13 protein-coding genes are annotated in these 15228 nt (G+C 66.9%); 5 read left to right on the forward strand and 8 right to left on the reverse strand.

Annotation, left to right across the window (positions count from 1 at the left end; all coding sequences use genetic code 11):
* The 4 genes from D7X32_RS37540 to D7X32_RS37555 all read right to left on the reverse strand — a co-directional run.
* Window positions 1-2786 (reverse strand): error-prone DNA polymerase (locus D7X32_RS37540; protein WP_120607337.1); only part of this gene is annotated, 2786 nt, incomplete at its 3' end.
* A gap of 97 nt (window positions 2787-2883) precedes the next feature.
* Window positions 2884-3054: a hypothetical protein gene (locus D7X32_RS45725; protein WP_158625829.1), complete on the reverse strand. Its 171-nt coding sequence runs from the start codon at window positions 3052-3054 to the stop codon at window positions 2884-2886.
* An 899-nt stretch (window positions 3055-3953) separates the two neighbouring features.
* The gene (locus tag D7X32_RS37550) at window positions 3954-4436 is read right to left on the reverse strand and encodes a hypothetical protein (RefSeq protein WP_147450423.1); all 483 of its coding nucleotides are present in this window, start codon (window positions 4434-4436) and stop codon (window positions 3954-3956) included.
* A 45-nt stretch (window positions 4437-4481) separates the two neighbouring features.
* Window positions 4482-4916: a hypothetical protein gene (locus D7X32_RS37555; protein WP_147450424.1), complete on the reverse strand. Its 435-nt coding sequence runs from the start codon at window positions 4914-4916 to the stop codon at window positions 4482-4484.
* A 298-nt stretch (window positions 4917-5214) separates the two neighbouring features.
* Here D7X32_RS37555 and D7X32_RS45730 point away from each other — a divergent pair, with 298 nt between their 5' ends.
* Complete coding sequence (locus D7X32_RS45730; RefSeq protein WP_158625830.1) at window positions 5215-5385, forward strand: hypothetical protein; 171 nt, start codon at window positions 5215-5217, stop codon at window positions 5383-5385.
* 205 nt (window positions 5386-5590) lie between these two features.
* Window positions 5591-8314, forward strand: coding sequence for a class III lanthionine synthetase LanKC (gene lanKC, locus D7X32_RS37560; protein WP_158625831.1), 2724 nt, complete (start codon window positions 5591-5593; stop codon window positions 8312-8314).
* Window positions 8315-8335: 21 nt separating this feature from the next.
* Here the strand turns inward: lanKC and D7X32_RS37565 are convergent, their stop codons facing one another.
* The 3 genes from D7X32_RS37565 to D7X32_RS37575 are packed head-to-tail and all read right to left on the reverse strand — an operon-like array spanning window position 8336 to window position 12444.
* Complete coding sequence (locus D7X32_RS37565) at window positions 8336-10576, reverse strand: peptidase domain-containing ABC transporter (protein ID WP_120607342.1); 2241 nt, start codon at window positions 10574-10576, stop codon at window positions 8336-8338.
* Window positions 10566-11477 carry an efflux RND transporter periplasmic adaptor subunit gene (locus D7X32_RS47680; protein ID WP_279635650.1) on the reverse strand — a complete coding sequence of 304 codons (912 nt, stop codon included), beginning with the start codon at window positions 11475-11477 and terminating at the stop codon, window positions 10566-10568. Before D7X32_RS47680 ends, D7X32_RS37565 begins: the two co-directional genes overlap by 11 nt.
* A 40-nt stretch (window positions 11478-11517) precedes the next feature.
* Window positions 11518-12444 (reverse strand): efflux RND transporter periplasmic adaptor subunit, encoded by a 927-nt coding sequence (locus tag D7X32_RS37575; protein WP_120607343.1) that lies wholly within the window; start codon window positions 12442-12444, stop codon window positions 11518-11520.
* 160 nt (window positions 12445-12604) lie between these two features.
* Between D7X32_RS37575 and D7X32_RS45735 the strand changes: the two genes are divergently transcribed.
* The gene (locus D7X32_RS45735) at window positions 12605-12799 is read left to right on the forward strand and encodes a hypothetical protein (protein ID WP_158625833.1); all 195 of its coding nucleotides are present in this window, start codon (window positions 12605-12607) and stop codon (window positions 12797-12799) included.
* Here the strand turns inward: D7X32_RS45735 and D7X32_RS37585 are convergent.
* A complete protein-coding gene (locus tag D7X32_RS37585; protein WP_120607344.1) occupies window positions 12796-13644 on the reverse strand; it encodes an alpha/beta fold hydrolase in 849 nt (282 codons plus the stop codon). The genes D7X32_RS45735 and D7X32_RS37585 overlap by 4 nt on opposite strands.
* 126 nt (window positions 13645-13770) lie before the next feature.
* Here D7X32_RS37585 and D7X32_RS37590 point away from each other — a divergent pair, with 126 nt between their 5' ends.
* Together D7X32_RS37590 and D7X32_RS37595 are read left to right on the forward strand one after the other, a co-directional pair.
* Window positions 13771-14271: an NfeD family protein gene (locus D7X32_RS37590; RefSeq protein WP_120607345.1), complete on the forward strand. Its 501-nt coding sequence runs from the start codon at window positions 13771-13773 to the stop codon at window positions 14269-14271.
* Window positions 14262-15228, forward strand: a 967-nt coding sequence (locus D7X32_RS37595) for an SPFH domain-containing protein (protein WP_147450425.1), incomplete at its 3' end; no start/stop codon positions are given. The genes D7X32_RS37590 and D7X32_RS37595, both read left to right, overlap by 10 nt.

Genomic DNA, 15228 nt, shown 5'->3' on the forward strand with positions numbered 1-15228 from the left:
ACCTTCACCCGCCGCCCCGCCGACACCCGCTTCAAGCCCTCCGCCGTCACCGCCCCCATCCGCTTCAACGTGGGCCGGAGCAGCTCCAGCGGGTGCTTCTCCAACGACAGCCCCACCGTGTCGTAGTCCGCCACCACCCGCTCCTGGACGTCCATGGGCGGCAACTCCACCGCGGTGCCATCCATGGGCATCCCGAAGAACAGGTCGTCCGCGTCCAGCGGCCCCAGCGCCTGGATCTCCCACAGCGCCTGCCTCCGCGCCCCACACAGCGACGCCAGCGCCCCCGACAACGCCAGCCGCGTCAGGTCATGCCGGGGAATGCGCGCCCGCCGCGCCAGCTCTCCCACGCTCGCGTAGTCCCCCCGCCTCGCGGTCTCCACCGCCCGGCCCGAGGACTCGCCCAGCCCCCGCACCATCCTCAAGCCCAGCCGCACCGCTCCGTCCTCCAGGGTGCAGTCCCAGTTCGAACGGCGCACGTCCACCGGCCGCACCTCCACGCCGTGCCGCTGTACGTCCGCCACCAGCGTGTGCGGCGCGTAGAAGCCCATGGGCTGTGAGTTGAGCAAGGCCGCGGTGAAGGCCGCCGGGTAGTGGCACTTCAGCCAGCTGGACGCATAGGCGATCAACGCGAAGCTCGCGGAGTGGCTCTCCGGGAAGCCGTAGTGCGCGAACCCCCGGAAGTGATCGAACCACTCCTCCGCCTGCTTGCGCGTATAGCCCTTCGCCTCGCAGCCCTCCACGAAACGGCCCCGGTACGGGAGGATCCGCGCCTCCGCCTGCTTGTGGCTCAGCGCCCGCCGCAAGCCGTCCGCCTCTCCCGCGGAGAAGCCCGCCGCCACCATCGCGAGCCGCATCGCCTGCTCCTGGAAGAGCGGCACGCCCAACGTCTTCTGGAGGATGCCGCGCACCGCCTCGCTCGGGTACGTCACCGCCTCCTGGCCGTGCCGCCGGCGCAGGTAGGGGTGCACCATGTTGCCCACGATGGGCCCCGGCCGGATGAGGGCGATCTGCACCACCAGGTCGTAGAACTCCCGGGGCCGCAGCCGGGGCAGCATGTTCATCTGCGCGCGGCTCTCAATCTGGAACACGCCCACCGTGTCCGCCTCGCACAGCATGTCGTAGACCTTCGGATCCTCCGGCGGCACCGTGGCCAGGGACAGCTCGCGGCCGTAATGCTTGTGGATCAACGCGAAGCAGCGCGACAGCGCCGTCAACATGCCCAACGCCAGCAGGTCCACCTTCAGCAGGCCCACCGCGTTGATGTCGTCCTTCTCCCACTGGATGACCGTGCGCCCCGGCATCGCCGCGTTCTCCACCGGCACCAGGTCCACCAGCGGCTCGCGCGTCATCACGAAGCCGCCCACGTGGATGGACAGGTGCCGGGGCACGCCCTCCAGCTCCTTCGCCACCGACAGCGTCCGCTGCACCCGCCCGTCCGTGGGTGACAGCCCCGCCTCCTGGAGCACGTCCGGCGTCACCTGGAAACCGTGCGACGACGCGACCCGCGACAGCCGGTCCACCTGATCCAACGACAGCCCCAGCGACTTGCCCGCCTCACGCAGCGCGAGCCGCCCCCGGTAGCAGATGATTTCGCACACCATGCCCGCGTGGCGGCGGCCGTGCTTCTCGTAGACGTACTGGAGCACCTCCTCGCGCCGCTCGTGCTCGAAGTCCACGTCGATGTCCGGCGGCTCCTTGCGCTCCATGCTGAGGAAGCGTTCGAACAACAGCCCCATCCGCACCGGATCAATGGCGGTGATGCCCAGCGCGTAGCAGACCGCCGAGTTCGCCGCGCTGCCCCGCCCCTGGCACAGGATGCCCCGCCCCCGCGCGAACATCACGATGTCCCACAGCGACAGGAAGTACCCCGCGAAGTCCAACGCCGCGATGAGCCGCAGCTCGTGGTCGATCTGCTTCGTCACCGCCAGCGGCACACCCTCCGGATAGCGCGTGCGCAGGCCCGCGTCCGTGAGCACCCGCAGGTGCTGATCCGCCGTGCGCCCCTCGGGCAGGTCCTCCTCCGGGAAGCGGTAGTGCAGCGCGTCCAGGGACGCCTCGCAGCGCGACGCCAGCTCCACCGTGCGCGCCAGCGCGTCCGGCCGGTCCGCGAACAGCCGCGCCATGTCCCCAGGCGACTTCAGCGTCCGCTCCGCGTTCGGGAACAGCCGCGTGCCCGCCTGATCCACCGTCACCCCGTGGCGGATGGACGCGAGCACGTCCTGGAGCACCTGCCGGTCACGGTGGTGCGTGTGCACGTCGTTGTGCACCACCAGCGGCACGCCCAGCGCGCGGGCCAGCGCCTCCGCTCGCGCCTCCCGGGCCGCGTCCCCCGCCGACAGCGAACGGCTCAGGCCCACGTGGAAGCTGCCGGGAAACGCCTCCGCCAGCGGCGCCACCGCCTCCAACGACGCGGGACCCGGCAGCAGCGCGAGCAGCCCCGACGCGTGCTCCGCCACCTTGCGCCAGGGCAGGCCCGCCTCGCCCTTGGGGTGCGTCATCCGGCCGTGGGACACCAGCCGGCACAGGTTCGCGTACCCGCCCGCGTCCCGCGCGTACACCACCAGCGGAGGTCCGTCCTCCAGCGTCAGCTCCGCGCCCAGGAGCAGCTTGACCCCGTGCTCCTTCGCCGCGAGGTGTGCCTTCACCACGCCGTAGAGCCCGTCCCGGTCCGTCAGCGCCAGCGCGGACAGCCCCAACCGCGCCGCGGTGGCCACCAGCTCCTCCGGATGGGAGGCGCCGTGCAGGAAGGAGAAGTGGGACCGGCACACCAGCTCGGCGTAGCTCACGCCGGATCAGGATACTGAGCGGGCGTTCAGGCGCTAGATTGGATCTCCGTTCCGCGAGAGGCCGACTTCATGGGTTGTTCCCAGCCGGAACCCGGGCTCAGTACGGCTCCCGCCGGGGGCACTTGGTGACATTCCAGAAGTTGCGGATGCCGGTCAGTTCACCCCCGTAGGTGTATGTCTCCTGGCCGGGCTGGGGGCAGAGGCAGCTTTCGAAGCCCACCTGCATCGTGCGCGTGTCGTCGCTCCAGTGGGGCGCGTACCACTGCAAGGTCCCATTCCAGCTGCTCTCGCGTCCCGGACTCCTGGGCGGCTTCCGCCTCTTCCTTCGGCTCCACGCCACCACATCCGCTCAAGGCCCCCAGCACCAGTAGCGTTCCCATGACACGCATCCGCATGCATCCCTCCATGACTGGACTCTCCGGTCAGGACAGACATGCAAGGTTAGCCATAAACAATGGAAAATTAAACCCAGCCCCTGCCACCATCATTTGCCGCCAGGAAAGGGGACCACGTGGCGTGAATATCTCTCATGTAAATACCACATCCTTCAGGGTCTGATTTGCGATTGAGGATGGGCAACTTCTCGCAAGGTGGAGGCCTTACCCCAGCCGCAGCCACGCCATGACACCGCTTTCGAAGACCCTGCTCGCCGCCGCAAGCCTGTTCCTGCTGCCGCTGTCCGCGAGCGCCCTGCCGCCCGACTGTGCCGTGCAGTGTAAGCCCACCCGGTCCTGTAGCCTGCTCTGCACCGACGGCAGCATGGTCACCACCTGCGGCGAATACGGCCCCTGCGCGGCCGCGCTTCCGGGCGAGCCGCCCTCCGAGCCGCAGGCGTCCGCGCAGCAGCCCGCGTCGGCCCAGGCCGATGACACAGACCTCGTCTGCCGCGCGCCCGTCGAGCAGGCCCAGGGCTGGTTCTACAGCTGTAGAACCAGCAGCAATGCCGGTCAGTTACGGAGAGGGGTGCTACGCCCACTTCTCGTCATGGCAGTGCATCCTCATCGTCATGACTCGTGGGCAGCGCTTCTCGTTCCCGCGGCGCCAAGGCTGACGACCACTCCCGCTGCCCCCCGGTCAGGTCTGCCGGGTGTCCTGACGGGGCGCGGCGAACTTCTCGCCGAAGGATATTTCGGACGAGGGTTCGATTCCCTCCGCCTCCATGCGGCGTCACCCGGACTTGCGGCCTGCCATTGGAACATGGGCTCGGGCCTCACCCTCCCCTGCCCCTTCGCCTTCAGCTGACACGGGGGTGGGCAGTGCGCCGCGCATGGAGGGCACCTCGAAGAGCGGCATGCCGTCTGGCCTGTGGGGGAAGTACAGGCGCTTGCCGGCCACGCTGAAGCGCTCGGCGGCCTCATGGATCTCGTACTCCTTGATGAGTTCGAACACGAGGTCGAGGATGAGCCCATCGCTCATCTCCGAGCAGAGGGGCAGCGCGATGCTGTAGTTCTCGAAGGGTTTTCCCGTCGTGCTGTCTGGGAGGATCGCGGAGATCTGCATCCGCGCCACTCCCTTGGGATCAATGAAGCTGATCACCTTCCAGTCCCGGTACGAAACCCCGGCGACCAGTTGCTGGATCCGCTCCAACTCCTCCGGAGTCATGCCCACCATTGGATGACTGCGTTTGCAGCTGGTGATGTGCTCAGCCATCGCCCCGCGCCATCCAGAAACGAGGCGAGTCATGGGTGAACTCATTTAGGAGGCTCCTCGCTGCTCCGTACCCGCTGAACCCGCGTCGTCTTCCTTAACAGGGGCCGAGGGGGACAGACTGGACGGTGCGCGACGCATGGCGGGTACCTCGAAGAGCGGCACGCCGTCGGGTTGATGAGGGTGGAACAGGCGTTTGCCCGCCACGCTGAAGCGCTCGGCCGCCTCGTGAAGCTCGAACTCCTTGATGAGCTCGAACACGAGGTCAAGAATGAACCCGTCGCTCATCTGCGGGCAGAGAGGGAGCGGTCTGCCCCGGTTCTCTATCGGGTTCCCAGTCTCCGTATCCGGAACCATCGTACACACTTGCATGTTCGCCACGTTGTAGCGATTGACGTTCACCACGAGCGTCCAGTCCCGGTACGAAACCTGGGCGAGCAATCGCCGCACCTGCTCCAGCTCAGCGTCTTGCATGCCCATCACGGGATGACTCCGGCCACAGCTTGCCCTGTGCTCGGTGAGCAACTCGCGCCATCCGCCCAAAAGGCGAATCGTGGGTGAACTCATATGCGGGGTCCTCCCTGACAGCTGAGCCCAAATGGCTCACACCGGGAACATAGTATGGCACGGATCCGCACTCATTCGTTTTGCCAGCCTCAAGGCTTTGACAGGCAAGAAACCACTCACTTGCTTGTCCTGGAAAACTTGTGTAGATAGGCTTTTACGATGGCGGCCCCGCCGTCGGAAGAAGGACCAACCTCGTCGTCCCCAGGAGTTGCTCATGGAAATCAAGAAGCCGACCAATCTGGACGAAGTGCAAATCAACGAGGCGGAGCTGGACGAGGTTGTGGGCGGTGCGGCCGACGTGCTCGACATGCAGCAGCTTGAGGTTGTGAAGGGCGATGACGGTTGTCTGTCCTGGAACAGCTGCTCCTCGTACACCAGCAACTGACGCATGGCGCCCTCCATTCGTGTCACGCTTCTTCCTGCAGCGTGACTCGGATCACACCGAGGCCAGGCTGGCAATGACATGCCAGTCTGGCCTTTCGTTTTTCTGGCAAGACCGGTGTCCCCCGGTGCAGCGATAGCGTGGGTTCATACGCCCTGCCATAATGGTGGCGCCGGTCCTCCCAACCCCATCTCGCGGCGAGCGCCCCATGGCACAACACGCGTCCTTCTTCTATGCCCTCCTCAACCGTGAGTACTTTGAGAGCCTGGATCGCTACGAGCCGAGCACTCAATACATCGAGATTGCCCAGCGCCATGTGGGCTTCTCGTGGGAGATGAAGCGCGGGGGCTATTGGACGCGATTCCAGCCCAAGGACACTCAACGCCGCAAGCAGGGCTGGAAGATCCACCTCTCCGCGTCGGAACACACCGCGGAGCAGGTGCTGGAGTGCGCGCTGCCGGTGCTCGTGGCGTCCCAGGTCGCGTTCAAGTTCTGTTCCGACCCGTACATCCTGAGGATGTCGCTCAACAAGAACGCCCCAAGGACCGGCGCAGGAAAGTTCGTCACCGTCTACCCGCGCAGTGACGAGGACTTCAGGATGCAGTGCGCCCAACTCCACGAGGCGTTGGGCGATCTCTGGGGGCCTTACCTGCTGACGGATCGTCCCTACAAGGACAGCAAGGTGATCTATTACCGCTACGGCGGACACCTGCCCATGGAGCAGACAGACGGCGAGGGAATCCGCCGGCCGATGATCGAGGCTCCGGATGGAAGCTGGGTCGAGGATCCGCGCGTGCCTGTCTTCAGGGTTCCGCCCTGGGTCAAGAGCCCCTTCCCCTCCTCCAAGCCCGCCGCCACCGAACCGCCCGCAGCCCCGCGCGCCCCGGCCCCGAAGAGCGGGGGCAAGTTGCTGAAGGACCGATACCGTATCGGGGAGGCCCTCAAGTTCAATGCCCCCGGAGGCATCTACGAGGCGATGGATGTGCAGACGGGGCAGCCGGTGATCATCCGGGAGGCCCGCCACATCCGGCACCCGGACCCCGCACAGGATTACGACATCCAGTTGCTCGAGAAGGAGGCCCGGATCCTCAAGCGGCTGGAGCACACCGGCTACACACCCCGCTTCATCGACTTCTTCCAGCAGTGGGAGCACCGGTTCCTCGTCCAGGAGAAGCTGGATGCGGACTCCCTGTGGGGGCACGCCATGGGGTACGGCGTTGCAGCCGCAGACCAGAGCGTGTCTCTCTTCTTCACGCACCTGCGCGAGACGGTGCTGAAGATCACGCACGGATTGAAAGCGCTTCACGCGAACAACGTCGTCGTGAGGGATCTCACCCGCAAGAACATCATGGTCACCCGGGATGACCAGGTGAAGTTCATCGATCTCGAGTTCGCCTTCGAGCTGGACCGCGAGGAGCCGCACACCCTCAGTTGGACCGACGGACACAGCTCGCCCCAGCAGCGCCGCGGCGACCGCCCCACCCCCGCAGATGATTTCTATTCGTTGGGCGCCATCATCCTGGATCAGATCACCTTCACCGCGCCGGGCCTGGACCTCAACCGCGAGGGAATCCTCCGCTCGTTCCGCCAGCGGTTCGACGACTATGGCCTGCCCATGGAGGTGTACGATATCGTGCTCGGCCTGCTGGAGGTGGATCCTGCCCGCCGTTGGGACTTGGATCGTGTCATCTCCGCCTTCAATGCCATCCCCGTGCCGCAGCACGAGAAGCTCCTGGACGTTTGGGGAGAGAAGATCACGGACCTGCCGCCGCCACCCAGCGCCCTGCTGGGTGCCATTGAGCAGACCCTGTCGGGAATCAGCCGCTTCATCCTCGCCAAGGCGGACCCCTCGCGGGACGACCGGCTGTGGCCCACGCAGCCGGAGGTCTTCAGCCGCAACCCGCTCAACCTGGACTACGGCGCCGCCGGCACGGCCTACTTCCTCCACCGCCAGAATGGCGGCCTTCCCAGGGAGACGGTCGACTGGCTGTTGAAGCACCTGGATGGGTATGACTGTCCACCCGGGCTGATGAGCGGCTTGTCGGGCGTCGCGCTCGTCCTGCATGAGATTGGAGAACACCAGGCGGCGCGCAACGCAATGGAGACAGCAGCGCGGTCACCGCTGAACCATCAGGCGCATGACCTCTTCTGGGGAGACGCGGGCTGGGGGCTGGCCAACCTCCACTTCTGGCACCGCACCGGTGAAAGCCAGTACCTGATGCGGGCCTGCGAGGCGGGTGAGTACCTGCTGCGGACGAAGAAGGAGTCCGACAAGGGCGCCTCCTGGGACTACAAAGGCGAGACACGCCTGGGCCTGGGACACGGCCAGTCAGGGGTGGCGCTCTTTCTCACCTACCTAGCCATGGCCCGGCCCGGGGAGGGCTTCCTGGAGACGGCGATCAAGGCTCTCGACTTCGAGCTCTCCGAGGCCCAGTCCCTGTTTGGCAAGCTGTTGTGGTACCCCCGGGTGGGCGCGAGGGCCGGTGAGCCAAAATCTCCCAGCATGCGGCATGGCACGGCCGGTGTGGGCACCGCGCTCCTCAGGGCATACGTGGCCACGGGTGAGCCCCGGCTTCGGAAGCTCGCCGAGTGGTGCGCGGCCACCGTGGGCAGTCGGCACACGAACAAGCTGTGGCTCAGCTATGGGTTGTCCGGGTTTGGAGAGTACCAACTGGACATGTACCGCCTGTTGGGAGACCGGCAGTACCTCAACCGCGCCTTCTACATGGCGGAGGCGATCCTGCCGCATCGGATTGACAAGGAAGAGGGCATTGCCTTCGCGGCCGACGAACTCTTCCGGATCAGCTGTGACCTGGGCGCGGGCTCGGCGGGGATTGGCCTGTTCCTGCACCGGCTGCTGCGTCCGGAGCAACCTCGCTTCCTGATGCTCGACGAGCTGCTTCCGGGGAGGGGGGCCGCGACGACGGCCTGAGCCACGGCGGCCAGGCTCCGCTCAACCGGCTTGCGAGAGAGGCTCCTGTTGTTCCACCTGCGCGGCGATGAGCTGGGCGTAGACCCCGCCACGTTGGAGCAATTCCTCGTGGCGGCCCTGCTCCACCATACGCCCAGCGTCCATCACGACAACAAGGTCCGCGTTGCGGATGGTGCTCAACCGGTGGGCGATGACGATGCGCGTGCAGCGGATGCCCGCCAGCGCCTTCTGCACTTGGCCTTCGGTGATGGCGTCCAGCGCACTGGTGGCCTCGTCGAGCAGCAGCACCTTGGGGAGGTGCACCAGGGCGCGCGCCAGGGCCAGCCGTTGACGCTGGCCGCCGGACAGGGACAGGCCCCGGTCCACCATCATCGTTTCGTACTTCATGGGCATGGCGATGATGTCGTCGTGGATGTGGGCCAGCTTGGCGGCGGCTTCAACGCGAGACATGGGCAGGTCCGGATTGCCCAGGGTGATGTTGTCACGCAGGGAAGAGGTGAAGAAGCTGGCATCCTGCAGAACCACGCCCAGCTGCGAACGCACGCAGCGCAGGTCGAGGTGGCTCAGGTCCATGTCGTCATACAGCACCCGTCCGGAGGTGGGCAGGTAGAGCCCCAGCAGCAGACTGGCCAGGGTGGACTTGCCCGCGCCGGAACGGCCGACAATGGCAACCATCTGGCCAGGCACGATGCGCAAGGACACGTCCTGGATGACCGGTGGTAGGGTCGCCGCGTACTGGAAGGTGACCTTGTCCAGCTCGATGGCCCCCTTGATTTCAGGTGTAGGCAGCAACTTGTCCCGGGACTGCTCAAGCGGCGCGTCCAGCACTTCGTTGATGCGCTCCAAGTAGCTGCTGAGCAGCTGGAACTGGCCCGACGCGGTGATGAGGTTGGACACGGGCATCAGCGTGGCGGCCGCTAGGGCATTGACGCTCAACATCTCACCCAGCGTCAGGCTCCCCTTAAGGACCTGATAGGCGCCCAGGCTGAGCAATAGCAGCGGAGAGGCCAGCTTCAGGGCGCTCATCAGCGCTTCCAGCACCAGGTTCACCCGGCCCCGGGCCAGGGTCACGTTCTGGATGTCGACGAACAGGTGCGAATAGGTCTCCACCGCGCGCTTCTCCGCGCCGAAGGACTTGAGCGTCTGCATGCCCGTGAGCATGGAGACTTGGTAGCTCTGGTTCCGGGCCTCCAGCTCCAGGTTCTGTGACAGCAGGCTGCGGCGGCGATCCCGGGTGATCTGGAAGGAGATCACCTGCAGGATGCCCAGCGCCACCACCACCGTTCCAATCAAGGGGCTGGAGAGCATCAGCAGACCGACCAGCAGCACCACCATGGTGCCATCCAGGAGCGTGGATATGGCCGCGCCAGAGAGGATCTCCCGCACCTGGCTCTGCGTGGTCATACGCGTCAGCAGATCGCCCGAGGGGCGGAGCTGGAAGAAGGAGAAGGGCAGGTCCACCAAGTGATCCAGGAAGCCCAGCGTCATGTTCGCGTCAATGCGGGCGCGCATCTCCATCAGCAGATGCCCCCGCAGCAGCGTGGACACCCAGTGGAAGAGCACGATCATGCCCAGCGATAGGGCCAGCACCGCTAGCAGGTGGTAGTCCCCACGGGGCACCACGCGATCCACCACCATGCCCGTGAGCACGGGCACGGCGAGCGCGAACAGCTGCAACGCCGCCGAAACCACGACGATGCGTCCCAGCGTGTCCGACTGGCGCATCAGCGGCAGCACGTAGCGGAAGCTCCCGGCGCGTGGAGCCGCCAACTTCTGGAAGTCCTCGCTGGGCTCGAACAGGAGCGCCACGCCGGTGAAGTGCCGGCTGAAGCCCTCCATGGAAACAAGCTGCGGTCCGTGGGCTGGATCCACGATCTGCACCTGATCACCGACCAGGCGCTCGAAGACGACATAGTGGTTGAAGTCCCAGTGGAGCACGGAGGCCGGTTGCAGGAAGGGCAGCCGGTTCAGGTCGATGGAGATGGCGCGCCCGCGAAGTCCCAACTTGCGGCCCGCATCGAGCAGGACGCGGGCAGAGAGGCCGTCACGGCTGCTGCCCGTCACTTGGCGCACCTCGTCCAGGGTGCTCTGCCGGCCGTGGTACCCCAACACCATGGCCAGGCACGCAGCACCGCAGTCCGTGGCGGCAAGCTGGCGCACCTCCGGCATCTTCCGCCGCCGGTGCTGGAGCCGCTGCAGCGCCGGGAAGCGCTCCACCACCCCGCCCAGGGTGGGCTTGCCGGGCTTCGGATCAGTCGTCATTGGGGAAAAGCACCTTGAGCCCTGGAATCATGGCCACGAAGATCGCCTCGGAGCGGACGGCCACCTGGGCCCTTGCGGGCATGCCTTCGAAGTATTCGAACCGCCGTCCCCGGATGGAGAAGGAGCGTGAGGGAATGGGGGCACGCACCAGGACGACAGGGCCCTTGGGGTCTTCCATCGTATCCGCCAGGTCCGGGCTCAGGTAGCGCTTGAGTTCCCCAGGACCGATGAGCTGCTCGCCAACGGACTCGATGACCAGCTCGCGGTACTCGTACTGGAAACCCTCCAACTCCACGCGCAGGGGCATGCCCGGGCGGAGGAAGGGACGGTAGTAGCCAGGAAGGATGGCCAGCAGGTAGGCGGGAGCATCATTCTCAACGATGGAGGCCACCAGCGTGCCCACCGCCAGGTACTGGCCCGGGTGGATGCGCACATCCCCCACGAAGCCCTCAAGGGGGGCCACCAGGGAGCGGGCCTTGAGGCGGGCCTGGGCCTGCTCACGCTCCGCCCTGAGCGCGGTGAGCGCCTGGAGCGCTCCCTGATCCGTCAGGTCCCGCATGTAGCGCAGCAGCAGCAGCTCCATCTGATGCTCGATGCGGGCCAGCTCGGCGTCCTCCTCTTCGGACTGGAGGGTCACCAGGACCTGCCCCGCAGCGACGCGCTGCCCGGGCTGGATCTCGACCGTGGCCACCACACCGGCGCTTTGCGCCGTCACATCCCGGCGCTGCTCCACCCTCACCAGCGCGGGCCCGACGGCGTACTCGGACACGGTGCCCACGACGCACATGAGCAGTCCCACCCCTAGGATGAGGGCCAGCCACCAGAAGGTCCAACGCGTCCAGTCTGGCGCCAGTCGCAGCACATCGCCGTCCTGTTGGCGGTGCATCTGGTGGTAGTCCACGGCCTCCTTGCGGAATATGGATGGCTTGCCTTCCACGTGCCTATGGCCCCACGGTCAGTGAAGGTTTGTCGGAGGCCGCGCTCACGCGAACCTCGGTACCGGCGGGAACCGCGTGGCCCTCCGCCACATCCAGGTTGGCCAGCGCGAAGACCATGAGAGTGCTGACATCCACCTGGGGCGCCAGCTGCGTCACCTGGCCGGTCAGCTTCAGATCCCGCCCCGCCACCGACACCGCCTGCCCGACGCTCACGGAGCGCATCTCCTCGGCGGGAATGGCGAAGCGCACCTGGGGCTTGCCCTGCCGCATCAGGTGGAGGACGGGCAGGCCTGCCCGCGCCAGCGCTCCGGGGTGCACGAAGCGTCCGGCCACCACCCCATCGAACGGAGCTCGCAGCGAGGCCTCCGCGACCTGCTGCTGCAGCTGGCTTACGCGCACCTCCTGCTCCTGCACTTTCGACCGCGCCACCAGCAGCTTCGCTTCGGCCATGCTCTGCTCATAGCGCGCGGCGGAGAGCTCCTCCTCGGAGATGGCTCCCAGCTTCAGCTGTTCGGGAGCGTCCCTGCGCTTCAGCCGTTCGCGGGCCTGGCCCACAGAGAGCGAGGCCAGGTCCAGCTCCGCCTTGTTGGAGAGCAACACGGCGTCGGCCATGGCCAGGTCTTCCTTCAGGCTGCGCGCATCCAGCGTCACCAGCACTTCTCCATGGCGCACCATGCTCCCCACCTGCACCCTCACGCTTTCGACACGCCCCTCCAGGCGCGGCGCCACATCCAATGACTCCTCGGCGATAACGACGCCAAGCCAGCCTTTGTGGGTTCCTCGCGAGCGGGGCGAGGCGGCCGCAAAAGACGCTCCCTGAAATGCCTCTTTTCGCTTGTCCAACTGAGGCGGCTGGCGCAAAGCCGCCATGGCTCCGACGAGGGCCAGGATCCCCAGGATGAGGCCTGCGATGAACTTCCGTGATGCCATTGTGCCCACTATATCCCAGAGGCCTGGGACACGCCCACTTCAGGGCCCGCGCGAATGGACCTGCCCCGCCCACGTTTGATTTTCGTTGGATGCGGTCAGGAAGCGGCGGCGGAAGGAATTGTCTCTCCTCAGGTGGCCCGCTTCAGGCTTTGATCCGTCATTGGATTCCGGGCGACCATGCACCGGGCTGTCTTCGTCTCCCGACATCATCATCACCTGCGGCGACATCGGCGTCTGCATCGGCGCCTCGCCGGTCGCCCCGTCCGAGCCGCAGGCCTCCGCGCAGCCCGCGCCCGCCCAGGCCGATGAGGATGCGTCGGAGGCCGTCTGCCGCGAGCCCGAGGCCCGGGGTTAGCCACTCGCCGCCATCCGTTGTTCTTCCTGGGGCGAGGTGCGCTCCACCTCCTCCAGGAAGTCTCCCAGCGCGACGTTGACCGCCTGGGGCTGCTCCAGGATGCACATGTGCCCGCCGCAGGGCAGCCGCTTGAGCCGCGCGCCCCGGATGCGCTGGTGCAGCCGCTCCGCCACCGCCGGCAACGTCACCGCGTCCTCGTCCCCCACCAGCACCAGCGTGGGCGTCATGATGCGGTGCAGCTCCCCCTCCACGCTGCGGCGGTGGATGACTCCCTGCATCGCCCGCCACACCGCGCGCGGGTTCGCCGCCAGCTGACGGCGCAACAACGCGCGCTCCGCGGCCCGCTCCGGATCGCGCATGAACGTGCGCCCGAAGTAGAGCGACATGATCCGGTCCACCACCGGCCTCAGGCCCAGCCAGTGCGTGAGCGTCGTCAGCACCCGGTAGCGCGCCAGCGTCAGCGGCAGCTCCGCCGCGGCGGATGAATCCAGGAGCGCCAGCGAGCGCAGAAGCTCCGGGTGCCGCGCGGCCACCCGCAGGCCCACGAAGCCTCCCATGGACTGGCCCACGAAGTGGCACGGCGCCAGGCCCAGCGCCTGGATGACCGCGACCGCGTCCTCGTACACGGTCCGCAGGTCGATGACCGAGTCGCCAGGCGGGGGCTCGCTCAGTCCCTGGCCCCGGTGGTCGTACACGATGCAGCGGTAGTGGCCCCTCAGGGCCTCCACCTGCCTGTGGAACAGGCGGGAGTCCCAGAGCAGCCCGTGGCTGAAGAGCACCGGCTCCCCACTTCCCCCGGTGTCCTCGTAGTACAGTCGAGCACCACGGATGGACAGGTATGGCATCTGCTTTTCCCCTGGCTCGGGCCCCCTTAGGACCTTGCCCGGAACCCACCCTCCTTCCGGATTGATTCCTGATGCCCGGCTGCCCGGTTTGACAGGGGGCCGAAGCGGCTGCCAAACAAGGACCCCATGGACCCCACCGCCTGGCAGCTCTGGTTGATCGCCGCCATCGTCCTGGGGACGATGGAGATCAAGCTCTCCGGCTTCGTGACGCTCTGGTTCGCCGTGGGCGCGCTGATGGCGTCCCTGATGGCCGGGGCGGGACTGGGCATCAACAGCCAGCTCTTCGTCTTCACCCTGGTGTCCGCGGTCCTCTTCGGCGCGTCCCGCACCCTCTTCAAGAATGTTTTCATGCGGGACGCCGTGCATTTGAAGACCGGCGTCGAAGCGATGCTGGGCCAGGAGGCCGTGGTGACGGAGGCGCTGGCGGAGGGGCACGGGGGCACCGTGCGCATCAACGGCGAGCTGTGGATGGCGCGCTCCCTGTCCGGGCCCCTGCCCGAGGGCGAGCGCGTCACCGTGGAGCAGATTGAAGGCCTCAAGTTGTGGGTGCGGCGCCCGTCGGCGTCCCACGAAGTCGCGCTGCAACCGGCGCGTCAGAAGAAGAAGGAGAACGAAGGATGGGACTGACCATTGTACTGCTCTTCCTGGCCGCCGCCGTGGTGTTCGGGATCGTCACCGGTGTGCGCATCGTTCCCCAGGCCAAGGTGATGGTCGTGGAGCGGCTGGGGAAGTTCCACCGCGTGGCCTCCAGCGGCCTCAACATCCTCATCCCCTTCATGGACAGCCCGCGCGCCATGGAGATGCGCGCCGGCAACCGCTTCACGCGCAACACGCTGGTGGACCTGCGCGAGCAGGTCATGGGCTTCGAGACCGTCCAGGTCATCACCCATGACAACGTCAACATGGAGGTCGGCTCGGTCATCTACTACCAGATCGTCGACCCCGGCCGGGCGCTCTACCAGGTGGAGAACCTGGCGCTCGCCATCGAGCAGCTCACCATGACGAACCTGCGCAACGTCATGGGCGGCCTCACGCTGGATCAGACGCTGACCAGCCGCGAGACGGTCAACACCAAGCTGCGCATGGTGCTGGACGAGGCCACGGAGAAGTGGGGCGTGAAGGTCACCCGCGTGGAGCTGCGCGAGATTGAACCGCCCCAGGCCATCAAGGCCGCCATGGCCAAGCAGATGACCGCCGAGCGCGAGCGCCGCGCGGAGGTCACCAAGGCGGAAGGCGACAAGGCCGCCGCCATCCTCCAGGCGGAAGGCGAGAAGATCTCCCGCATCCTGCGCGCGGAAGCCGAGCGCGACGCGGAGATCGCCCGCGCGGAAGGCCACAAGCGCGCCGTGATGCTGGAGGCCGAGGGCAAGGCCGAGGCCACGCGCCTCACCTTCGAGGCCATCCACACCGGCCGCGCCACGCCGGAGGTGCTCGCGCTGCGCTACCTGGAGACCCTCCAGGAACTGGGCAAGGGCGACAACAAGATGTTCGTCCCCTACGAGGCCACCACCGCGCTGGGCTCCATCGCCATGCTGAAGGAGGTGTTCGCCAACGACGCCCCGGCCGCCCCGGAAGCGCCCCGTC

It is taken from the genome of Corallococcus carmarthensis, assembly GCF_003611695.1.
Lineage (GTDB): Bacteria > Myxococcota > Myxococcia > Myxococcales > Myxococcaceae > Corallococcus > Corallococcus carmarthensis.

What these genes read in the sequence shown, in the direction of transcription:
- D7X32_RS37550 (WP_147450423.1), bottom strand. Translation starts at nt 4,436, where the DNA reads ATGGCTGAGCACATCACCAGCTGCAAACGCAGTCATCCAATGGTGGGC.
- D7X32_RS45730 (WP_158625830.1), top strand. Translation starts at nt 5,215, where the DNA reads ATGGAAATCAAGAAGCCGACCAATCTGGACGAAGTGCAAATCAACGAG.
- D7X32_RS37565 (WP_120607342.1), bottom strand. Translation starts at nt 10,576, where the DNA reads ATGACGACTGATCCGAAGCCCGGCAAGCCCACCCTGGGCGGGGTGGTG.
- D7X32_RS37590 (WP_120607345.1), top strand. Translation starts at nt 13,771, where the DNA reads ATGGACCCCACCGCCTGGCAGCTCTGGTTGATCGCCGCCATCGTCCTG.
- D7X32_RS37575 (WP_120607343.1), bottom strand. Translation starts at nt 12,444, where the DNA reads ATGGCATCACGGAAGTTCATCGCAGGCCTCATCCTGGGGATCCTGGCC.
- D7X32_RS37585 (WP_120607344.1), bottom strand. Translation starts at nt 13,644, where the DNA reads ATGCCATACCTGTCCATCCGTGGTGCTCGACTGTACTACGAGGACACC.
- lanKC (WP_158625831.1), top strand. Translation starts at nt 5,591, where the DNA reads ATGGCACAACACGCGTCCTTCTTCTATGCCCTCCTCAACCGTGAGTAC.